This is a genomic window from Streptomyces sp. NPDC044003, assembly GCF_056435185.1.
Genome location: NZ_JBWKFA010000023.1, coordinates 1 through 17209, shown reverse-complemented (window position 1 = coordinate 17209; position 17209 = coordinate 1). Strand labels below are relative to the sequence as shown.

The window sequence follows — 17209 nt, the reverse complement described above, 5'->3', positions numbered from 1 at the left end:
TAGGGGGAGAGCTCAGCCGGTCGCCGTCCCGTACCGGGCGAGCAGGCGGGTCCGGCGGGACGGCTGGAGGTTCGCGCGGGTCACGTCCCCGTCGTAGTGGGCGAGGACCAGGGGGTCCATGACGCGGCGCCAGAGCGGCGGGACGTACGCGAGGACGATCATCCCCGCGTACCCCGTCGGCATCTCGGGGGCCTCGTCGAAGTGGCGCAGCGACTGGTAGCGCCGGGTGGGGTGGGCGTGGTGGTCGCTGTGCCGCTGGAGGTGGTAGAGGAAGACGTTCGAGGCGACGTTGTCGCTGTTCCAGCTGTGGCGCGGGGCGCAGCGCTCGTACCGGCCGCTCGCGGTGAGCTCCCGCCTGAGGCCGTAGTGCTCGGTGTAGTTGATCACTTCGAGCAGGCAGAAGCCGAAGACCGCCTGGCCCGCGAGGTACGGCAGGACCCCGGGCCCGAAGGCGAGCGAGAGCCCCGCGAAGAGCGCGAACGACAGCGCCCAGGAGCCGAGGACCGTGTTGCGCGGGCTCCACACGGACCGGCCCCGGCGGGCGAGCCGGCGCTTCTCCAGGCGCCAGGCCGAGGTGAGGCTGCCGAGGACGGTCCGGGGCAGGAAGCGCCAGAAGCTCTCGCCGAGCCGGGCGCTCGCGGGGTCCTCCGGGGTGGCGACGCGGATGTGGTGGCCGTGGTTGTGCTCGACGTAGAAGTGGCCGTACCAGGTCTGGGCGAGCGCGATCCGGGAGAGCCTGCGCTCCAGGGTCTCCGTCTTGTGCCCCAGCTCGTGGGCGGTGTTGATGGCGATGCCGGCGACCCCGCCGAGGGTGAAGGTCAGCCCGATCCTGTCCAGGAGGGAGAGGTCGCCCCGGGTGATCAGCCAGCAGCCGAGGACGAGACCGGTGTACTGGAGGGGGAGGTAGAGGTAGGTGCACCACCGGTAGTAGCGGTCCTGCTCCAGGTGGGCGATCGCGCTGTCCGGCGGGTTGGCGGAGTCCTTGCCGATGAGGTGGTCGACGACCGGGAAGATCACGTACAGGACGAGGATCCCGGTCCACCAGAAGAGGCGGAGCCCGGTGGCGGCCACCAGACCCCAGGAGAGGAAGGGGAAGGCCGGGATGAGCAGGCCGAGCAGCCAGAGCCAGCGCTTGGGGTCGCGCCAGGCGGCGGGGGCTTCGGGGGAGTCGCTGTGCAGGGCCAAGACCGGCTCCTCGGAGAGGTGGACACTTCACATGCGTTCTGTCCAGTTGATAGACGGACTGCCGGTGAGGTGTCAATGCTCTGGATAGGGGCCGGTGGATAAAGTGGGGGCACGATGACACGTTTCCGTGAGAGTGTTCGGTCCCTCCTGCGCGAGCAGGTGCTCGACGCCGCCTACCGGCTCGTCGCCGCCGACGGCTGGGGCGGGCTCCGCATGGCCGCCATCGCGCGGGCCGCCGGCATCAGCCGCCAGACGCTCTACAACGAGTTCGGCTCGAAGGAGGCCATCGGCAACGCCCTGGTCCAGCGCGAGCTGGAGGGCTTCCTCCTCGGTATCCAGCGCGAACTCGACGCCCACCGGGGCGAGTTGGAGGCGGCAGCGGCGGCGGGCGTCGGCTACACGCTGCAGCAGGCGGTGGACAACCCGCTCATCAAGAGCGTCCTGCTCGCCGCGCGCGGCGGCGAGGACGATCTTCTCGCCTACCTCACCACGCGCCCGGAGCCGGTCTTCGGCACGGCGATGGCGATGCTCGACGCGTACGCGATCGAGGCCTGGCCCGACGTCGACGAGGAGTCCCGTGGCCTCGCCGTCGAGACGATCGTGCGGCTCACCGTCAGCCACATCGTCCAGCCGGTGGCCGCGCCGGAGGAGTCGGCGCGGCGCATCGCCAGGATCACGGCACGGATCGCCTACCCGGGCGGCCGCGCCTGAGGCGGGCTCCGCGAGGAAAGGGCGAGGCCCGCTGACGGACACGGGGGATCTCCGGCAGCGGGCCTCTGTTGAATATTGTACGAGATCGTTCGGGGTGGTTCTCCCCGGGGTCGCGGCGGTGGCGAAGGGCGGGTACACGGGGTACATCTCCCCTGAGGCGCGGACACGGCCCGCCCGGGGCCGGACACCCTCGACCGCGTCGCCCGTGCCGACGAGGAGGCCGCCGTGGCAGGCAGAAGCACAGGGTTCGTACAGTCCTTCAACCGTCTCGGCGGGTACGGCTTCGTCGTCCCCGTGGGCTCCGAGGAGCAGGTGTACTTCCGTGCCGAGGACATCGAGAGCGAGGAGCGGACGGTCTCCGAGGGGCAGCAGGTCTCCTTCGTCCTGGTCCTCGGCGACGGCCGCTTCGAGGCGAAGGAACTGCGCGTCTGACGCCGACAGGCGTCCCCGGGGGCGTCGACAGGCGTCCCGGGGCGCGGCGACCGGCCGGTGGTACTGTGCCGAGGCCAGTCGCACCTTTGTACGCACCTGAACGGGTACGTCCACGGGTCAGGGAATCCGGTGGAAGACCGGAACTGACGCGCAGCGGTGAGGGCGACGGGCGGAGCATCGGCCACTGGGCGGCACGACGGGCCCGGGAAGGCGCTCCGTCCGGCTGACCCCGAGTCCGAAGACCTGCTGGCGGCCCCGGCGGCACGCTGCCGTCCGGGGAGCACCGTACGACAGGCTCCGCGTATGAGCCGTGGACGCAGAGGAAGTTCCCCGTGCCGCTCGCACACCCCGTCCGATCCGCCGTGCCCGCCCTGGCCGGCGTCCTCCTCCTCACCGCGACGGTGACCGGCTGCGGCGGTGGAACCGCCGCGCCGACCGGGAAGGGAGCGGCCCCGGAGCGCGGCTACCCCGTCACCTTCGACGACAACTGCGGACGGCCGGTCCGCGTCGACCGCGCGCCGCGCCGGGCCGTCGCCCTCGACCAGGGAGCGGCGGAGATCATGCTCTCCCTCGGCCTCGCCGACCGCATGGTGGGCACCGCCACCTGGACCGACCCGGTGCTCAAGGGCCTGGAGAAGGAGAACGCGAAGGTCCCGCGCCTCGCCGACCGCTACCCCTCCTTCGAGAAGGTCCTCGACACCGAACCCGACTTCGCGGCCGCCTCGTTCGCGTACACCCTCGGCAAGGGCGGGGTCGCGCCCCGCGAACGCTTCGAGCAGCTCGGCGTCCCCACGTACCTCTCGCCCACCGACTGCGTCGGCAAGGACAACAGCGGCGACGGCGACGGCGTCCGCACCCGCCCGCTCACCATGGACACCGTCTACGGCGAGATCCGCGACCTGGCCCGGGTGTTCGGCGTTCCCGAGCGGGGCGAGAAGCTCGTCGCCGGGCTCAAGGCCCGGGTCGCGAAGGCCACGGCGGCGGCCGACTTCACCGACGCCACCGTCCTCTACTGGTACTCCGACGCCAAGGCGCCCTACATGGCGGGCTGTTGCGGGGCGCCCGGGATCGTCACGAACGCGCTCGGGGCGAAGAACGTCTTCGACGACACCCGCGAGGAGTGGCCCCAGGTCAACTGGGAGACCGTCGCGGACCGTGACCCCGACGTCCTCGTGATCGGCGATCTGACCCGCCGCGCGCAGTCCGCCGAGAGCGCGGCGAAGAAGATCGAGTTCCTGGAGTCCGACCCCCTCACCAGAAACATGACGGCCGTGAAGCACAAGCGGTACGTCCTGCTCAGCGGCCAGGCGATGAACCCCACCCTGCGCACCGTCGAGGGCGTGGAGAAGGTGGCGGCCGCGCTCCGCTCGTACGGTCTCGCGAAGTGAGGACCGCTCAACGGGCGGTCACGTCCGCCACGGTGCTCCTGTGGACGGCGGCCGGACTCGTGCTGCTCGGCCTGTCCGTGGCCGTGGCCGTCACCATCGGCCCGGCGGACATCGGCGTCGGCGAGGCCGGTTCCGTGATCGCCGCCCACCTCGGCGGCGGCGTCTCCGAACTCCCGCCGATCCGCGACGGGATCGTCTGGGACCTGCGGCTGCCGCGTACCCTCCTCGCCGCCGTCTGCGGCGCCGGACTCGCCGTCTGCGGGGCGGTGATGCAGTCGCTCCTGCGCAACCCGCTCGCCGACCCCTTCGTCCTCGGCGTCTCCTCCGGAGCGTCGACCGGCGCGGTCGCGGTCGTCGTCCTCGGTGTCGGCGGCGGGGTCCTCTCCGTCACCGGCGGGGCGTTCCTGGGGGCGGTGGTCTCCTTCGCGCTCGTCCTGCTGCTCAGCCACACCCTCGGCGGCTCGACGGACCGGGTGGTCCTCGCGGGCGTCGCCGCGATGCAGCTCTTCTCCGCCCTCACCTCCTTCGTCGTGATGACCGCCGCCGACGCCGAGACCACCCGGGGCGTGCTCTTCTGGCTGCTCGGCTCGCTCGCCGGGGCCGGCTGGAGCGAGGTGTGGCTGTGCCTCGCCGTGCTCGTGGCGGCCCTGCTGATCTGCGGCGGGTACGCGAGGACTTTGGACGCCTTCGCCTTCGGCGAGGAGGCCGCCGCCTCGCTCGGCGTCGCCGTCGCGCGGACCCGGCTCGTCCTGCTGTGCGTCACCGCCCTCCTGACGGCCGCTCTGGTCTCCGCCGCCGGGGCGATCGGCTTCGTCGGCCTCGTCCTGCCGCACGCCGCCCGCGCGCTCGCCGGCCCCGGACACGCCCGCCTCCTGCCGGTCACCGCCCTGGCCGGAGCGGTGTTCCTCGTCTGGGCCGACACGCTCGCCCGCACGGTCCTCGACCCACAGGAGGTGCCGGTGGGCGTGGTGACCTCGCTGATCGGCGTACCGGCCTTCGTGCTCGTCCTCTACCGCACGAGGAGCAGCCGATGACCACGACCACCGACGCCGACACCGGTACGGGCGCGGACGCCGGGCTCCGCGCCGAACGGGTCTCGCGCACGGCCGGCGACACCCTCGTCCTCGACGGGGTCAGCGTCTCCCTCGCCCCCGGCACCGTCACCGGGCTGCTCGGCCCCAACGGGTCGGGCAAGTCCACTCTGCTGCGCCTCCTCGCCGGCGTCCTCGCCCCCGACTCCGGGCTCGTCACCCTCGACGGCGACCCGCTGGGCGGGCTCGGCCGCCGCACGGTCGCCCGGCGCCTCGCCACCATCGAGCAGCAGGCCGACACCCAGGCCGACCTGACCGTCGCCGACGTCGTACGCCTCGGCCGCATCCCGCACCGCAGGGCCTGGACCCCGCCCTCGGCGGCGGACGAGACCGCCGTCCGCACCGCCCTCGAACGGACGGGGCTCACCGACCGCGCCCGGCAGCCCTGGCGCACCCTGTCCGGCGGCGAACGCCAGCGCGTCCAGATCGCCCGGGCCCTCGCCCAGGAACCGCGCGAACTCCTCCTCGACGAACCCACGAACCACCTCGACATCCAGCACCAGCTCGACCTGCTCGCCCTCGTCGCCGGACTCCGCCTCACCGCCGTCGTCGCCCTGCACGACCTCAACCTCGCCGCGATGTACTGCGACCGGCTCGTGGTCCTCGCCCGCGGCCGGGTGGTGGCGGGCGGCCCACCGGAGGAGGTCCTCACCGAGGAGCTCATCGCCGAGGTCTACGGGGTCCGCAGCGCCGTGACCCGGCCGGGACCCGACGGGCGCCCCCACATCCGCTTCCTGGGTACGGTGGCCCCATGCCCACGCCCGAGCCCATAGACGCCACAGGCCCCTCCCGCCCGCACGAGCGGACCCCGGGAGCGCGTGAACTCGCGGCGGCGGCCGAGGTGTTCGGCCTGCTCTCCGACCCCACCCGGCTCCATCTCGTGTGGCTGCTCACCCGGGGCGAGGCCGACGTCACCGCCCTGACCGAGGCGTGCGGCGCCGCGCGTCCCGCCGTCAGCCAGCACCTCGCCAAGCTGCGCCTCGGCGGGCTCGTCACGAGCCGCAAGGACGGCCGCCGGGTCGTGTACGCGATGCCGGACGGGCATCTGAAGCGTCTGGTCGTCGAGGCGATCAGCCGGGCGGACCACCAGGTGACGGGGGAGCCCTGGCACGACTGACGTGAACATGTGCGCACTCGTGCACCTGTCGACTACGGTGGAGGTCTCAGCCGTCCGCCGTGGCCGACCGGGGGCGCCCCCATGCTGTCCGTCCTGCGCAACCGCACCTACCGGCGCCTGTTCGGCGCCCAGGTCGTCGCCCTCGCGGGCACCGGCCTGGCGACCGTGGCGCTGAGCCTTCTCGCGTACGACCTCGCCGGGGCCGACGCCGCCGCCGTGCTCGGCACCGCCCTCGCCCTCAAGATGGCCGCGTACGTCACGATCGCCCCGCTCGCCGGAGCCCTCGCCGACCGCGTGCCCCGGCGCACACTGCTCGTCTCGATGGACCTGGCACGGGCGACAGTCGTGCTCGCCCTGCCGTTCGTCACCCGGGTGTGGCAGGTGTACGTGCTGATCCTCCTGCTCCAGGCCGCCTCCGCCGCCTTCACGCCCGCCTTCCAGGCGACGATCCCGCAGGTGCTCCCGGAGGAACGCGCCTACACGGAGGCCCTCTCGCTCTCCCGTCTCGCCTACGACCTGGAGAGCCTGGTCAGCCCCGTACTGGCCGCCGCACTGCTCACGGTCCTCCCGTACTCCTGGCTCTTCACGGGCACCGCCATCGGGTTCCTGGCCTCGGCGCTCCTCGTCAGGACGACCACCCTGCCGGGGCCGCCGGAGCCCGAAGCGGGCGGCCCGCACCGGCTCCACGCCAAGGTCGCCTTCGGCGTCCGGCTGCTGCTCGCGACCCCGCGGCTGCGGGCCCTCCTCGCCCTCGACCTCGCCGTCGCGGCGGCCGGGGCCGTGGTGCTCGTCGACACCGTGCTCCTGGTCCGCGACACCCTCGGCCGCCCCGCCGGCGACGTCCCGCTCGCGCTCGCCGCCTACGGAGCCGGGTCCATGGCCGTGGCGCTGCTGCTGCCGCGCCTCCTGCACCGGGCGGACGACCGTGTCGTCATGGTGCGGGCGGCCTTCGCCCTGCCCGGGGCCCTCGTGCTCCTCGCCCTCGGACTCACCGCCGCGCCCGGTGCCTGGTCGTGGCCCGCGCTGCTCGCGGTCTGGCTGGTCCTCGGCGCCGCCGGGTCGGCCGTCCTCACCCCCGGCGGCCGGGTGGTGCGCCGCTCGGCCGGCGGCGACGACCTGCCGGCCGCCTTCGCGGCCCGGTTCTCCCTCTCGCACGCCTGCTGGCTGCTCGCCTACCCGCTCGCCGGCGGGCTCGCCGCCTGGGCGGGACCCGCCGTCTCGGCGGCCGTGCTCGCGGCCCTCGCACTCCTCGGGGCCGTGGGCGCGGTCTGCCTCTGGCCCCGCGAGGACCCGGCCGAGCTGGAGCACGTCCACCCCGAACTCCCGTCCGGCCACCCGCACCTGGCCGGGGCCGCGGGCCACCACGCGCACGCGTACCACATCGACACGCTGCACCGGCGGTGGCCGCCGGGACCGGGCCGGGCGTCCGGTCAGCGCGGGAGCCGCATCTCCAGGCCGTCCAGGACCACGTCGAGGCCGTAGGCGAACTTGGCGTCCCGGATGGCGACCGGGTCGGCCACCGCGTGGGCGGCCTCGGCATACGACTCGGCGAGGTGGTCGTGGTCGGCCGCCGCCTGCTGGGCGGCGGGCATGAGACGGGCGATGAACCCGGCCTCGGTCTCCCCGGAGCGGGCGACCGTGGTGAGCCAGGCGGCCTCCGTGGTGCTCATGCCGATGACGTACGACAGGAGGGTGTCGATCGCCCGGCTCGGCTCGGGGAACCCGGCGGCGGTGAACAGGGCGGCGAGTCGCTCCGAGTACGACATCAGGTTGGGGCCCAGATAGGCGAGGCCCGCCTGCCCGAGGGTCGACGAGAGCCAGGGGTGGCGCAGGGCCGTCGCGCGGAAGGACGCGGCGGCCTCGGCGGCGGCGGCCCGCCAGGGGCCGCCCGCGGGCGGGACGGTGATCTCGCCGGCGACCTCGTCCACGGCGAGCTCCATCAGCTCGTCCTTGGTGGCGACGTGGCGGTAGAGCGAGGTCGCGCCGGCGTTCAGGCGGGCGCCGAGCTTGCGCATGCTGAGCGCCTCGATGCCGTCGGCGTCCAGCATGACGACCGCCTCGCGGACGATCGCGGCCCGGCTGAGCGCGGGCTGGTCGGGGGCGGACTGCTCACGGGCCCATACGGACGGGACGGGGTTCGCCTTGGCGGCCATGGTCCTCCTGCCTTCTGCGGACGAGTGCTCTGCGTGCGATTGCTCTGGGTGCGAGTGCTCTCCGGGCGAGTGCTCTCCGGGCGAGGCTCTCCGGACGAGTGCTCTGCGGTCGCACGCACTGCGTACGGCGTGCGCATTCAGCGTACAGGTCTCCGGGGTTGCGCACACTGTGCGCAGCTGCGTACAGTGTGCGCATCGAAGGGCGCTCCGAGGGGAGCGAACGAAACCCGAGGGGGAACTCCCGATGGAAACCCGCAACCCACGCCGCTGGTGGATCCTGGTCGTGCTCTGCCTGAGCACCCTGGTCCTGGTCGTCGACAGCATGGCGCTCACCGTCGCCGTACCGTCCATGACCGCGGACATCGGGGCGAGCGCCCAGGACATCCAGTGGATCCTGGACTCCTACATCCTGGTCTTCGCGGGACTCCTGCTCACCTCGGGCAGCCTCGGCGACCGCTTCGGCCGCCGGAAGGTCATGGTCATCGGCCTGCTGCTGTTCGGCGCGGCCTCACTCGCCGCCACGGTCTGCACCAGCCCCGGCCAGGTCATCGCCGCCCGCATCACGATGGGCGTCGGCGGCGCGCTGATCATGCCCTCGACACTCTCCATCCTCATCACCGTCTTCGACGAGGACGAGCGGCCCCGCGCCATGGCCGCCTGGGGCTCGGTGTCCATGCTCGGCCTCGTCGGCAGCCCCGTCCTCGGCGGCGTCCTGATCGACCACTTCTCCTGGCACTCGATCTTCTTCATCAACGTCCCGGTCGTCGCCCTCGCCGTCCTCGCCGCCCTCACCCTCATGCCCGAGTCGAAGGGCCCCTGGCAGAAGCCCGACCCGCTGGGCGCGATCCTCTCCGCCGTCGGCATGACCGCGCTGATCTGGTGGATCATCGAGATCCCGCAGCACGGCGCCTTCGAGGGCCGCTCGCTGATCACCCTGGCCGTCGCCGTCGTCACCCTCGCCGGGTTCGTGATCTGGGAGAACGTCACCCCCGAGCCGATGGTGCCGCTGGTCCTCTTCAAGCACCGCAACTTCAGCGGCGGTTCGCTCTCGCTGACCCTCGTGCAGATCGGCAACGGCGGACTGCTCCTCGTCCTCACCCAGTACCTGCAGTTCGTCCTCGGCTACTCGCCCGTCAAGGCCGGTCTCGCCTTCGTCCCGCTCGCCGTCGCCGCCCTCATCGGCAACGGCGCCGGCGCCGGCCTCGCCGCGAAGATCGGCAACCGGCTCCTGATCCTCGTCGGCATGCTCGTCATGGCCGCCTCCTTCGGCCTGCTCACCACCGTCGACGCCCACTCCGGCTTCACCGTCCCGGCCGTCGCCCTCGGCCTCCTCGGCCTCGGCGCCGGACTCGCGATGCCGGCCGCCGTCGGCGCGCTGATGAGCACCATCCCCGCGGAGAAGGCCGGCGTCGGCTCCGCCCTCAACGACACCATCCAGCAGGCCGGCACCGCGCTCGGCATCGCCATCCTCGGCTCGCTCCTCACCAGCACCTTCTCCGCCGCGATGCCGGCCGACGCCCCCGAGCAGGCCAAGCAGTCCATCGGCGGCGCACTGGCCGTCGCCCAGGGCGACGCCGGACTGATCGCCGCCGCCCGGGACGCCTTCACCTCCTCGATGTCCACCACCTTCACCATCAGCGCCGTCGGAGTCCTCGCGGCGGCCGTCCTCGCCACGCTGGTGATGCGCGACTCCAAGGCGGCCGCGCCGGCCGGCGAGGAGACGGAGCCGGCTGCCGACGAGACGGGGAAGACGCTCGTCGCCTGACCCCCGCCCGTACGTCCGCGGAAGAGCCGGTGCCCCGGGGCACCGGCTCTTCCGTCTGCCCCAGATGGATGCCTCTCGCCCCGACTGTGGAGTGTTCGACCGGATCACGGGTGCGCCTCCGGCCATAGTGCGGCCCATGAACTCCACCCCCCGCCCCACCCCCTCACGGACCCGGTCCCGTTCCCGCAGAGCCCTCCTCTGTGCCGCGCTCCTCGCCCTCGCCGTCCAGACCGCCGCCGCCCCGGCACTCGCCTCGCGCCCCGAAGGCCCCGGCGGCTCCGGCGGCCCCGGCGGCCCCGGCGGCCCCGGACACGGCGGCCGCGACTGCGTGCGGACCGAGCGGCCCCTCGACGCCAAGGCCCGCCGGATCCTGGACATCACCCGCAAGGCCAAGAGCGACCTCAAGCTCAAGTCCGTCGAACTGCGGGTCACCGTCGACGGCCGCGAGGTCGTCACCGACGCCCTCGGCGAGTCCATGACCGGCGTCCCCGCCGAGCCGGACATGCACTTCCGGGCCGGCTCCGTGGCCTTCGCCCACATCGGCACAGCCCTCCTCCAACTCGTCGAGGAGGGCAGGGTCGACCTCGACGACACCGTGGAGCAGTGGCTGCCCACCGTGCCGAAGGCGGACCGGATCACCCTGCGGATGCTGGCCAGCAACACCACCGGCCTCCACGACTACGTCACCGACCCGGCCTTCCTCGCCGAGCTGCTGCCGCACCCCTTCCGCCAGTGGACCCCGGCGCAGCTCCTCTCGTACCCCTACAGCCACTCCTTCTGGTACGAGCCGGGCAAGAGCTGGAGCTACTCCCACGCCAACTACGTCCTCCTCGTCGCCGCACTCGAGAAGATCACCGGCACCCGGATCGACGAGCTGATCAGGGAGCGCGTCACCGGCCCCCTCGGACTGCGGAACACCCGGAACGACTTCACCCCCGACATCCCGCGCCCGGTCCTGCACGCCTTCACCTCCGACCGCGGCTTCTACGAGGAGTCCACCTTCTGGAACCCCTCGTGGACCACCGCGCCCGGCGCGGTCATCACCACCCACATCTGCGACCTGGCCACGTCGGCGCGGGCGATCGGCAGCGGCGAACTCCTCTCGTACCGCTCGTACCGCACGCTGCTCGACCCGGGCACCGTCGGCCTCGGCGGCGCGAGCGCCACCTGCCCCGCCTCGATCTGCCTCAAGCAGACCGAGGCGAAGCACTTCGGGCTCGGCGTCATCGTCGTCAACGGGTGGGTGCTGCAGAACCCGTCGTTCTCCGGGTACGCGGCGATCCAGGCGTACCTCCCGTCGAAGGGGCTCGCCATCGCGGTCTCCGCGACGAAGAACCCGAACACCCCGGACGGCAACATGGCCGAGGTGGTCGCCCAGCGCATCGCGGCCGCGCTGGCCCCGAACGACCCGCTCGCGATCACCTGATCCACCGTCAGGAGCGCGGCGACCAGGCCGGCCCGGCCAGGCCGCGCAGTCGGATTGTGCGTACGGCGGGCAGCCCGGCCAGGGTGTCCTCGAAGGCGCGGTGGTGGGGCATCAGCGGGCACCAGGGGAGCGGCGGCAGAGGGTAGTCGTCGCGCAGGACACCCTCCGGGAGCACCCCGGTCGCGGGCAGCGGCGAGGTCTCGCCCGGGTGGGCGAGGTACGCCCAGGCCCCGCTGTCCAGCGGCACGACAGCCCCCTCGTCGCCGGGCGGGCGCCAGGGCGCGCCCGTGAGGGGGTGGCGGGGGACGAGCAGGACGTCGGGGTGTGGCCGGGGTGTGCGGATCCCGGGCCCGGCCAGCCCCACGGACCGGGCCTCGGGCCCTGCGGGGAGGTAGCGGCCGACGGCGTGGCCGAGCAGCTCGGCGACGGGTCCGGCGGGGAGGGTCACCGGGCGGCCCTCGGTGGCCACCACCAGGTGGGCCAGCGCGACCCCGACCGCCGCCTCCCAGCGGCGGCTCCACGATCCGTCGGGTTCGACGGGCGGCACGCGGTGCTCGGCACGTTCCAGGTCGTCCCAGTCGGGCGGCGGCCCGGCGGGGAGCCCCGAGGGGCGGCGTACGACCGCGTCGGGCTCCAGCCACACCGTCTGCCACACTCCGCAGTCGTCCTGGCGGGTCGCCACGGCCCGCCCGCACCCCTGGCACGCCAGGTTGGGCCCGGACCGGCCGTCCACCCCCTGGCAGTGGCCCTCGCACCTGTCGGGGATCAGGTCCATGGACCGGGAGTCGCCGGGGGCGATGACGATCCTGTTCCGCGCGCCGAAGGAGACGGAGCGCACCGGCGCGTACACGTCCTGCCGGGCAGCAGCGTCCTCCCCGGCCTCCTCCCACGACCGCCGGGGCGGTCCCGTGGGCCGGGGGTCGACGGCGTACGTCGCGGGCTCCATCAGCGGCGGATGGAGTTCCTCCCATGCGCCGTGGTGCGTGTGTACGGGGAGGGCGACCCGGGACACCGGCGCCGTCAGCTCAGTACCGCACCCGGCACACGCGAACACGTCCAAACAAGCTTCCCCTCGCCCCGATTCCCCGGGGATTGTGCCTCGCCCGCGACGGCCGATCCACCGGATTCCGAACGGCTCCGCAGATGTACGCGGGGCGTGTCGGGTTCCCGCCGGGCGGCGGGCAGGTGGTTACGTGGCCGCGGACCCCGAAGCCCGACCGGAGGAGAACGCCATGCGGATCCACGTGACCAGTGTCTTCGTCGACGACCAGGACAAGGCGCTGAGCTTCTACACGGAGAAGCTGGGCTTCGTGAAGAAGACGGAGGTCCCCCTCGGCGACTACCGCTGGCTGACCGTCGTCTCGCCGGAGACCCCCGACGGCACCGAGCTGCTCCTGGAGCCCGACGCGCACCCCGCCGCCAAGGCGTACGCGCGCGCTCTCGTCGCGGACGGCATCCCGGCCACCTCCTTCGCCGTCGACGACGTCCGCGCCGAGTACGAGCGGCTGAGCGCCCTCGGTGTCCGCTTCACCCAGGAACCGACGGAGGCGGGCCCGGTCACCATCGCGGTCCTGGACGACACCTGCGGCAACCTCATCCAGATCGTCCAGCTGCCCTGACCCCTCCCGTGATCAGGCGGCCGGCCTGCCGGGCTGGTCGTGGGTCGAGCAGTGGATGCCACCGCCGCCGGACGCGATCGTGTCGATCGGGATCTGCACGATCTCCCGCTCGGGGAAGTGGTCCTGGAGGATGCCGCGCGCGCGGTCGTCGGCCTTCCGGTCACCGAACTTCGGCATGAACACGGAGTCGTTCGCGACGTAGAAGTTGGCGTACGTCGACACGAAGTCGTCGCCCTCGCCGGTGATCCTGTCGAGGTCCGGCTGCGGAAGGTCGATGATCTCGAAGCGCCGGCCGCGGGCGTCGGTGGCCTTGCTCAGCACCGAGCGGGCCTGGTCGGCCGAGCGGGACCAGGAGTCCGGGGGAGTGCCGGGGAAGGCCTGGTCGAGCAGGACCACACCGGGCGCGGTGAACCGTACGAGGCTGTCCACGTGCGCGTCGGTGATGTCCTCGCCGCGGACGCCCGCCAGCCAGACCACCTTCTCCACGCCGAGCGTCTCGATCAGCTCGTCCTCGATCTGGTCCCGGTTCTTCCCGCGGTTGCGGTTGTCGTTGACGATCGAGCTCTCGGTGATGAGGAGGGTGCCCTCGCCGTCGGTCTCGAAGGAGCCGCCCTCGGCGGTGAGCGGCGCCTGCTCGCGGGGGATGCCGTACCTGGCGAGGAGCTTGCGGCCGACCTGGGCGTCGTTGGTGTGGGTCTGCTTGTTGCCCCAGCCGTTGAAGTTGAAGTCGATGCCGACGAGCTCGCCGTCGTCCTCCACGAAGACCGGGACGATGTCGCGGGCCCACAGGTCGTCGACGGCCATCGGGATGACCTCGACCTGCGAGCCGCAGGCCCGCTGGGCCGCCGCCTGCTGGTCCGGGCGGGCCATCATCACGACGGCCTCGTACTCCGAGACGGCCCGGGCGATGCGGGCGATGTCCTCCCGTACGTAGGGGAGGTCGCCCTCCCAGACGGAGGCGAGGGCGGGCCAGGACATGAACGTCCGGGTGTGGCTCTCCCATTCGGCGCCGAAGCGGCGCACGCCGTCCGCGGCGGGGGAGGCCGGGGTACGGCTCGTGCCGGGGGCGGTTCCGCCCTGCGCGGCCTCCTCGGGGCCGCAGGCGGCGGCGCCGAGCGCGAGGGCGCCGCCGATGCCGGCGAAGGCCCGCAGGGCGGTGCGGCGGGAGGGGGAACGGTGGGACACGGTGTGCTCCGATCATGGGCTGGCGAGGCGGTCCGGCGGCGGGCGGATCGGGAGGCGGGGTGGCCGTCGACGCACGCCACTCTGGCACTGACTGGATTTTCAGTCAAATGGCTGCACGGTGTGGCGATCCCGGTGTCGCCCGCTCGGAGCAGGGGTGGGCAGGTGCGTCCACGAGCCCCCTGATCAGCCCTTCCGTGCCGTTCCGTCCCTCTCGTGTTGACTGAAACTTTGGTCAACGGCACGATCGTGCCCATGTCCTCCACGTATCCTCCCGGGCCGCGGCCGGCCCACGCGCCGCCGGCGCTCGACGACCCCCGAGAGATCGGCGGCTACCGGATCCAGGCCCGGCTCGGCGCCGGCGGCATGGGCGTCGTCTACCTCGCCCACACCCCGGGCGGGCGGCCCATCGCCCTCAAGGCGGTGCGCGAGGACTTCGCCGCCGACCCCGAGTTCCGGCGGCGCTTCGCCCAGGAGGTCGCCAGCGCGAGCCGCATCCACGGCCTCTTCACCGCGCAGGTGGTGGACCACGGAGCCGACGACCCCGTCCCCTGGCTCGCCACCGCCTACGTCCCCGGCCCCTCCCTCCAGCAGGTCGTCGAGCGCCACGGCCCGCTCCCCGTCCGTACGGTGCTGCTCCTCGTCGCCGGGATCGCGGAGGCCCTCCAGGCCATCCACGGCGCGGGCGTCGTCCACCGCGACCTCAAGCCGGCCAACGTCCTGATCGCCGAGGACGGCCCGCGCGTCATCGACTTCGGCATCGCGCGGGCGGCCGACGCCACCGGGCTCACCGGCACCGGCCTGCGGATCGGCACCGCCGCGTACATGGCGCCCGAGCAGGCCATCGGCCTCGCCGTGACGCCCGCGACCGACGTCTTCGCGCTCGGCGCGCTCGCCGCGTACGTGGCCGGGGGAGCCCTGCCGTTCGGCGCCGGGCCCGAGTCGGCCGCGCTGTACCGCGTGGTCCACGAGCCGGCCGACCTCTCCCCCGTCCCCGTCGCGCTGCACGCCCTCCTGGAACGCTGCCTCGCCAAGCGGCCCGAGGAGCGCCCCGCCCCGGCCGAACTGATCGCCGCCGCGCACGCGCACCCGGCCGTCGGCCACGCCCCGGAGTTCACCGAAGGATGGCTGCCGGGGGCCGTACGCCGGGAGCTGCCGGGCGGGGCCGGCTGGGGACCGCCGGATGCCACCGGTACGCCGGCGCCCTCGCTCCACGACCGGCCCACCCACGCCGCCGCCCCGGCCGTCCCCGTACCCACGCAGCGGGTGCCGGAGCCCCGCCCCGGGGACGGCCGCGCCCCCGGCGCACCCCCGGCGCGCCGGTCTCGCCGCCGCCGCGGGCGTACGGCCCTGATCGCGGGCGCCGCCACCGTCGGCCTGCTCGCGGCGGCGGCCGGGGCCGTGTACTACCTCGACGGGACCGGCGTGCCGTCGTTCACGCCGGGGTACGCCGACGTCGAGCTGACCGCCCCCGACGACGCGTACGAGTTCGACCTCGGCGCCGGGAAGGTCGTCCCCGCCGAGACCGCCGACTGGTATCTGACCCGCGAGAAGGGGGCGTTCGTGCTGCCCGAGGAGACGGACGCCTTCGTCGCCTCCGGATACGTGCTGAGCCCCGGGGACTGCGAGCGGGGCATCGAGACGGAACCGGTCACGAGCCTTCCCCTCGACGACCTCGCCGACGAACGGCCCTTCTGCGTCCGCAGCCCCGACGCCCGCCGGCTCGTCATCGCGCGGCTCGTCGAAGGCGCGCCGGGCGAGGGCCCGGTCACCGTGGTCCTGAGCGAGTACCGGAAGGACGGCTGAGCGGAGGTCGGCCCGGAGGCGGCATCGTCGATCACTCCGTCCGCCGCTCCGGATAGGGTTCATGGCATGGCGTCTCGTAGTACTCAGATCCTTGAAGCGGCCGCCCGGGTGATCGCCCGGCGCGGGGTCCGCGGGCTCCGCGTGGAGGAACTGGCCGCCGAGGCCGGGGTCTCCACCGGCCTGATCTACTACCACTTCAAGGACCGCACCGGAATCCTGCGCCACACGCTGGAGTTCATCAACGACCGCGCCGAGCGGTACACCACCGAGCGGGATCCCGACGCCGAGCCGCTCAGCCCCCGCGAGGAGCTCGACCAGGTCCTCCTCCTGGAACTCCAGGACACCCCGGAGGTACGGGAGAACAGCTCGGCCTGGGGCGAGCTGCGGGCGAGCGCCGTCTTCGACCCCGTCCTGCGCGAGGACCTCGCCCGCGCGACCCTGGTGTGGGTGCAGGAGGTGGCCGGGCTCCTGGGCCAGGTGCGGCCCATGGCGTCCGCCGTCCTGCTCACCGCGGCGGCGGAGCGGCTCACCGCCCTCCTCGAAGGCCTGAGCATGCGGTGGCTGAGCGGCGGCCTGACGATCGACCACGCGCGCACCCTCATGCGGGAGGCCGTCGAGGTGGAGCTGACGCGCCTTGGCGGGCCCTCCGAGGGGCCCGGCCCGCGCCCGTAGACGTCTCGGCCCGCGCCCGTAGACGTTCCGGACCGCGTCGTAGACGTCCCGGCTCAGCCGACGTGGACCCGCGGGCGCAGGTCCCGGTCGGCCTCCGCCTCCCGCAGGACCTCACGGGTGACCGGGGCGATCTCGCCCTGTCCGAAGAGGAAGAAGCGGATGAAGTTGGCGAAGGGGTTGCCCTCGGTCCACTCGAAGTAGATGTGCGGGCGGACCCCGGTGAGGTCCCGCGCGTGGAGGAGGAGGGCGGCCAGCGCGTTGGGGATGGAGGAGGACTCGACGGTGAGGACGCGGTAGCGGTCGTGCATGACCTCACCGCGTACGGTCAGGCCCGCCTCGAACTCGGAGGGGTCGGTGACCGTCACCTCGACGAAGACGAAGTCCTCGGTGGTCGGCAGATCGTTGTCGGCGCGGATCTGGTCCTTCTTCGCCCGGTACTCGTCGGCGTCGCGGTTGTCGGGTTCGTTCGCGATGTAGCGGGGCGTGCGGCGTGAGATGTCCTGGATGAACCGCTCGGCCATCTCGTCGAGTTCGACGTGCGTGACGCGCAGTTCGAAGGCGCGGCCCAGCCGGGAGAGGAGCGAGATGAGGATGATGCCGGCGATGAAGCAGGCACCGATCTTCACGCCGTCGGGGCGCTCGATGACGTTGACGACGGTGGT

At 73.2% G+C, this 17209-nt stretch carries 16 protein-coding genes, 1 pseudogene and 1 riboswitch; of the genes and pseudogenes, 12 read left to right on the top strand and 5 right to left on the bottom strand.

All coding sequences use genetic code 11. The annotated features are described in order from the left end of the window. Positions 1–12: 12 nt before the first annotated feature. The gene (locus AC07AW_RS40775) at positions 13–1185 is read right to left on the bottom strand and encodes an alkane 1-monooxygenase (protein ID WP_478820516.1); all 1173 of its coding nucleotides are present in this window, start codon (positions 1183–1185) and stop codon (positions 13–15) included. Between the two features lie 114 nt (positions 1186–1299). Here AC07AW_RS40775 and AC07AW_RS40770 point away from each other — a divergent pair, with 114 nt between their 5' ends. From AC07AW_RS40770 to AC07AW_RS40740, 7 genes are all read left to right on the top strand, one after another. Beyond that, a complete protein-coding gene (locus AC07AW_RS40770; RefSeq protein WP_392159864.1) occupies positions 1300–1896 on the top strand; it encodes a TetR/AcrR family transcriptional regulator in 597 nt (198 codons plus the stop codon). 225 nt (positions 1897–2121) lie between these two features. Then, on the top strand, positions 2122–2328 hold the full coding sequence (locus AC07AW_RS40765) for a cold-shock protein (RefSeq protein WP_478820515.1): 207 nt from the start codon (positions 2122–2124) through the stop codon (positions 2326–2328). Between the two features lie 73 nt (positions 2329–2401). Further along, positions 2402–2579, top strand: a riboswitch (cobalamin riboswitch). 81 nt (positions 2580–2660) lie between these two features. Then, on the top strand, positions 2661–3716 hold the full coding sequence (locus AC07AW_RS40760; protein ID WP_478820514.1) for an ABC transporter substrate-binding protein: 1056 nt from the start codon (positions 2661–2663) through the stop codon (positions 3714–3716). Further along, positions 3713–4750, top strand: a complete 1038-nt coding sequence (locus AC07AW_RS40755) for a FecCD family ABC transporter permease (protein ID WP_478820513.1) — start codon at positions 3713–3715, stop codon at positions 4748–4750. Before AC07AW_RS40760 ends, AC07AW_RS40755 begins: the two co-directional genes overlap by 4 nt. Beyond that, a complete protein-coding gene (locus tag AC07AW_RS40750; protein WP_478820512.1) occupies positions 4747–5580 on the top strand; it encodes an ABC transporter ATP-binding protein in 834 nt (277 codons plus the stop codon). Before AC07AW_RS40755 ends, AC07AW_RS40750 begins: the two co-directional genes overlap by 4 nt. Further along, positions 5559–5924 carry an ArsR/SmtB family transcription factor gene (locus tag AC07AW_RS40745; RefSeq protein WP_478820511.1) on the top strand — a complete coding sequence of 122 codons (366 nt, stop codon included), beginning with the start codon at positions 5559–5561 and terminating at the stop codon, positions 5922–5924. The genes AC07AW_RS40750 and AC07AW_RS40745 overlap by 22 nt, the downstream gene beginning before the upstream one ends. Before the next feature lie 81 nt (positions 5925–6005). Continuing rightward, the gene (locus AC07AW_RS40740) at positions 6006–7406 is read left to right on the top strand and encodes an MFS transporter (RefSeq protein ID WP_478820510.1); all 1401 of its coding nucleotides are present in this window, start codon (positions 6006–6008) and stop codon (positions 7404–7406) included. Here the strand turns inward: AC07AW_RS40740 and AC07AW_RS40735 are convergent. After that, on the bottom strand, positions 7355–8077 hold the full coding sequence (locus AC07AW_RS40735) for a TetR/AcrR family transcriptional regulator C-terminal domain-containing protein (protein WP_478820509.1): 723 nt from the start codon (positions 8075–8077) through the stop codon (positions 7355–7357). The two genes, AC07AW_RS40740 and AC07AW_RS40735, sit on opposite strands and share 52 nt — an antisense overlap. Before the next feature lie 244 nt (positions 8078–8321). Between AC07AW_RS40735 and AC07AW_RS40730 the strand changes: the two genes are divergently transcribed. Both AC07AW_RS40730 and AC07AW_RS40725 read left to right on the top strand, forming a co-directional pair. Continuing rightward, positions 8322–9842 carry an MFS transporter gene (locus AC07AW_RS40730; protein ID WP_478820508.1) on the top strand — a complete coding sequence of 507 codons (1521 nt, stop codon included), beginning with the start codon at positions 8322–8324 and terminating at the stop codon, positions 9840–9842. Between the two features lie 136 nt (positions 9843–9978). Continuing rightward, positions 9979–11268, top strand: a complete 1290-nt coding sequence (locus AC07AW_RS40725) for a serine hydrolase domain-containing protein (RefSeq protein ID WP_478820507.1) — start codon at positions 9979–9981, stop codon at positions 11266–11268. Positions 11269–11275: 7 nt separating this feature from the next. Here the strand turns inward: AC07AW_RS40725 and AC07AW_RS40720 are convergent, their stop codons facing one another. Continuing rightward, on the bottom strand, positions 11276–12214 hold the full coding sequence (locus AC07AW_RS40720) for a hypothetical protein (RefSeq protein ID WP_478820506.1): 939 nt from the start codon (positions 12212–12214) through the stop codon (positions 11276–11278). A gap of 286 nt (positions 12215–12500) precedes the next feature. On the opposite strand from AC07AW_RS40720, the gene AC07AW_RS40715 reads away from it, so the two are divergent. Beyond that, a complete protein-coding gene (locus tag AC07AW_RS40715) occupies positions 12501–12887 on the top strand; it encodes a VOC family protein (RefSeq protein ID WP_478820505.1) in 387 nt (128 codons plus the stop codon). Between the two features lie 12 nt (positions 12888–12899). Here the strand turns inward: AC07AW_RS40715 and AC07AW_RS40710 are convergent, their stop codons facing one another. Next, positions 12900–14072 carry an agmatine deiminase family protein gene (locus AC07AW_RS40710; protein ID WP_478820504.1) on the bottom strand — a complete coding sequence of 391 codons (1173 nt, stop codon included), beginning with the start codon at positions 14070–14072 and terminating at the stop codon, positions 12900–12902. A gap of 252 nt (positions 14073–14324) precedes the next feature. On the opposite strand from AC07AW_RS40710, the gene AC07AW_RS40705 reads away from it, so the two are divergent. Together AC07AW_RS40705 and AC07AW_RS40700 are read left to right on the top strand one after the other, a co-directional pair. Then, positions 14325–15875 (top strand): serine/threonine-protein kinase, encoded by a 1551-nt coding sequence (locus tag AC07AW_RS40705; protein WP_478820503.1) that lies wholly within the window; start codon positions 14325–14327, stop codon positions 15873–15875. 66 nt (positions 15876–15941) lie between these two features. Further along, entirely contained in the window at positions 15942–16547 is a 606-nt protein-coding gene (locus AC07AW_RS40700) for a TetR/AcrR family transcriptional regulator (RefSeq protein ID WP_478820502.1), read from the top strand. Between the two features lie 53 nt (positions 16548–16600). On the opposite strand, the pseudogene AC07AW_RS40695 reads toward AC07AW_RS40700, so the two are convergent. Continuing rightward, positions 16601–17209: pseudogene (locus AC07AW_RS40695) on the bottom strand (amino acid transporter); the annotation flags it as partial.

Coding starts and splice junctions, on each gene's coding strand:
- AC07AW_RS40770 (WP_392159864.1), top strand. CDS start 1,300: ATGACACGTTTCCGTGAGAGTGTTCGGTCCCTCCTGCGCGAGCAGGTG.
- AC07AW_RS40750 (WP_478820512.1), top strand. CDS start 4,747: ATGACCACGACCACCGACGCCGACACCGGTACGGGCGCGGACGCCGGG.
- AC07AW_RS40745 (WP_478820511.1), top strand. CDS start 5,559: ATGCCCACGCCCGAGCCCATAGACGCCACAGGCCCCTCCCGCCCGCAC.
- AC07AW_RS40740 (WP_478820510.1), top strand. CDS start 6,006: ATGCTGTCCGTCCTGCGCAACCGCACCTACCGGCGCCTGTTCGGCGCC.
- AC07AW_RS40735 (WP_478820509.1), bottom strand. CDS start 8,077: ATGGCCGCCAAGGCGAACCCCGTCCCGTCCGTATGGGCCCGTGAGCAG.
- AC07AW_RS40730 (WP_478820508.1), top strand. CDS start 8,322: ATGGAAACCCGCAACCCACGCCGCTGGTGGATCCTGGTCGTGCTCTGC.
- AC07AW_RS40725 (WP_478820507.1), top strand. CDS start 9,979: ATGAACTCCACCCCCCGCCCCACCCCCTCACGGACCCGGTCCCGTTCC.
- AC07AW_RS40720 (WP_478820506.1), bottom strand. CDS start 12,214: ATGGAGCCCGCGACGTACGCCGTCGACCCCCGGCCCACGGGACCGCCC.
- AC07AW_RS40715 (WP_478820505.1), top strand. CDS start 12,501: ATGCGGATCCACGTGACCAGTGTCTTCGTCGACGACCAGGACAAGGCG.
- AC07AW_RS40705 (WP_478820503.1), top strand. CDS start 14,325: ATGTCCTCCACGTATCCTCCCGGGCCGCGGCCGGCCCACGCGCCGCCG.
- AC07AW_RS40700 (WP_478820502.1), top strand. CDS start 15,942: ATGGCGTCTCGTAGTACTCAGATCCTTGAAGCGGCCGCCCGGGTGATC.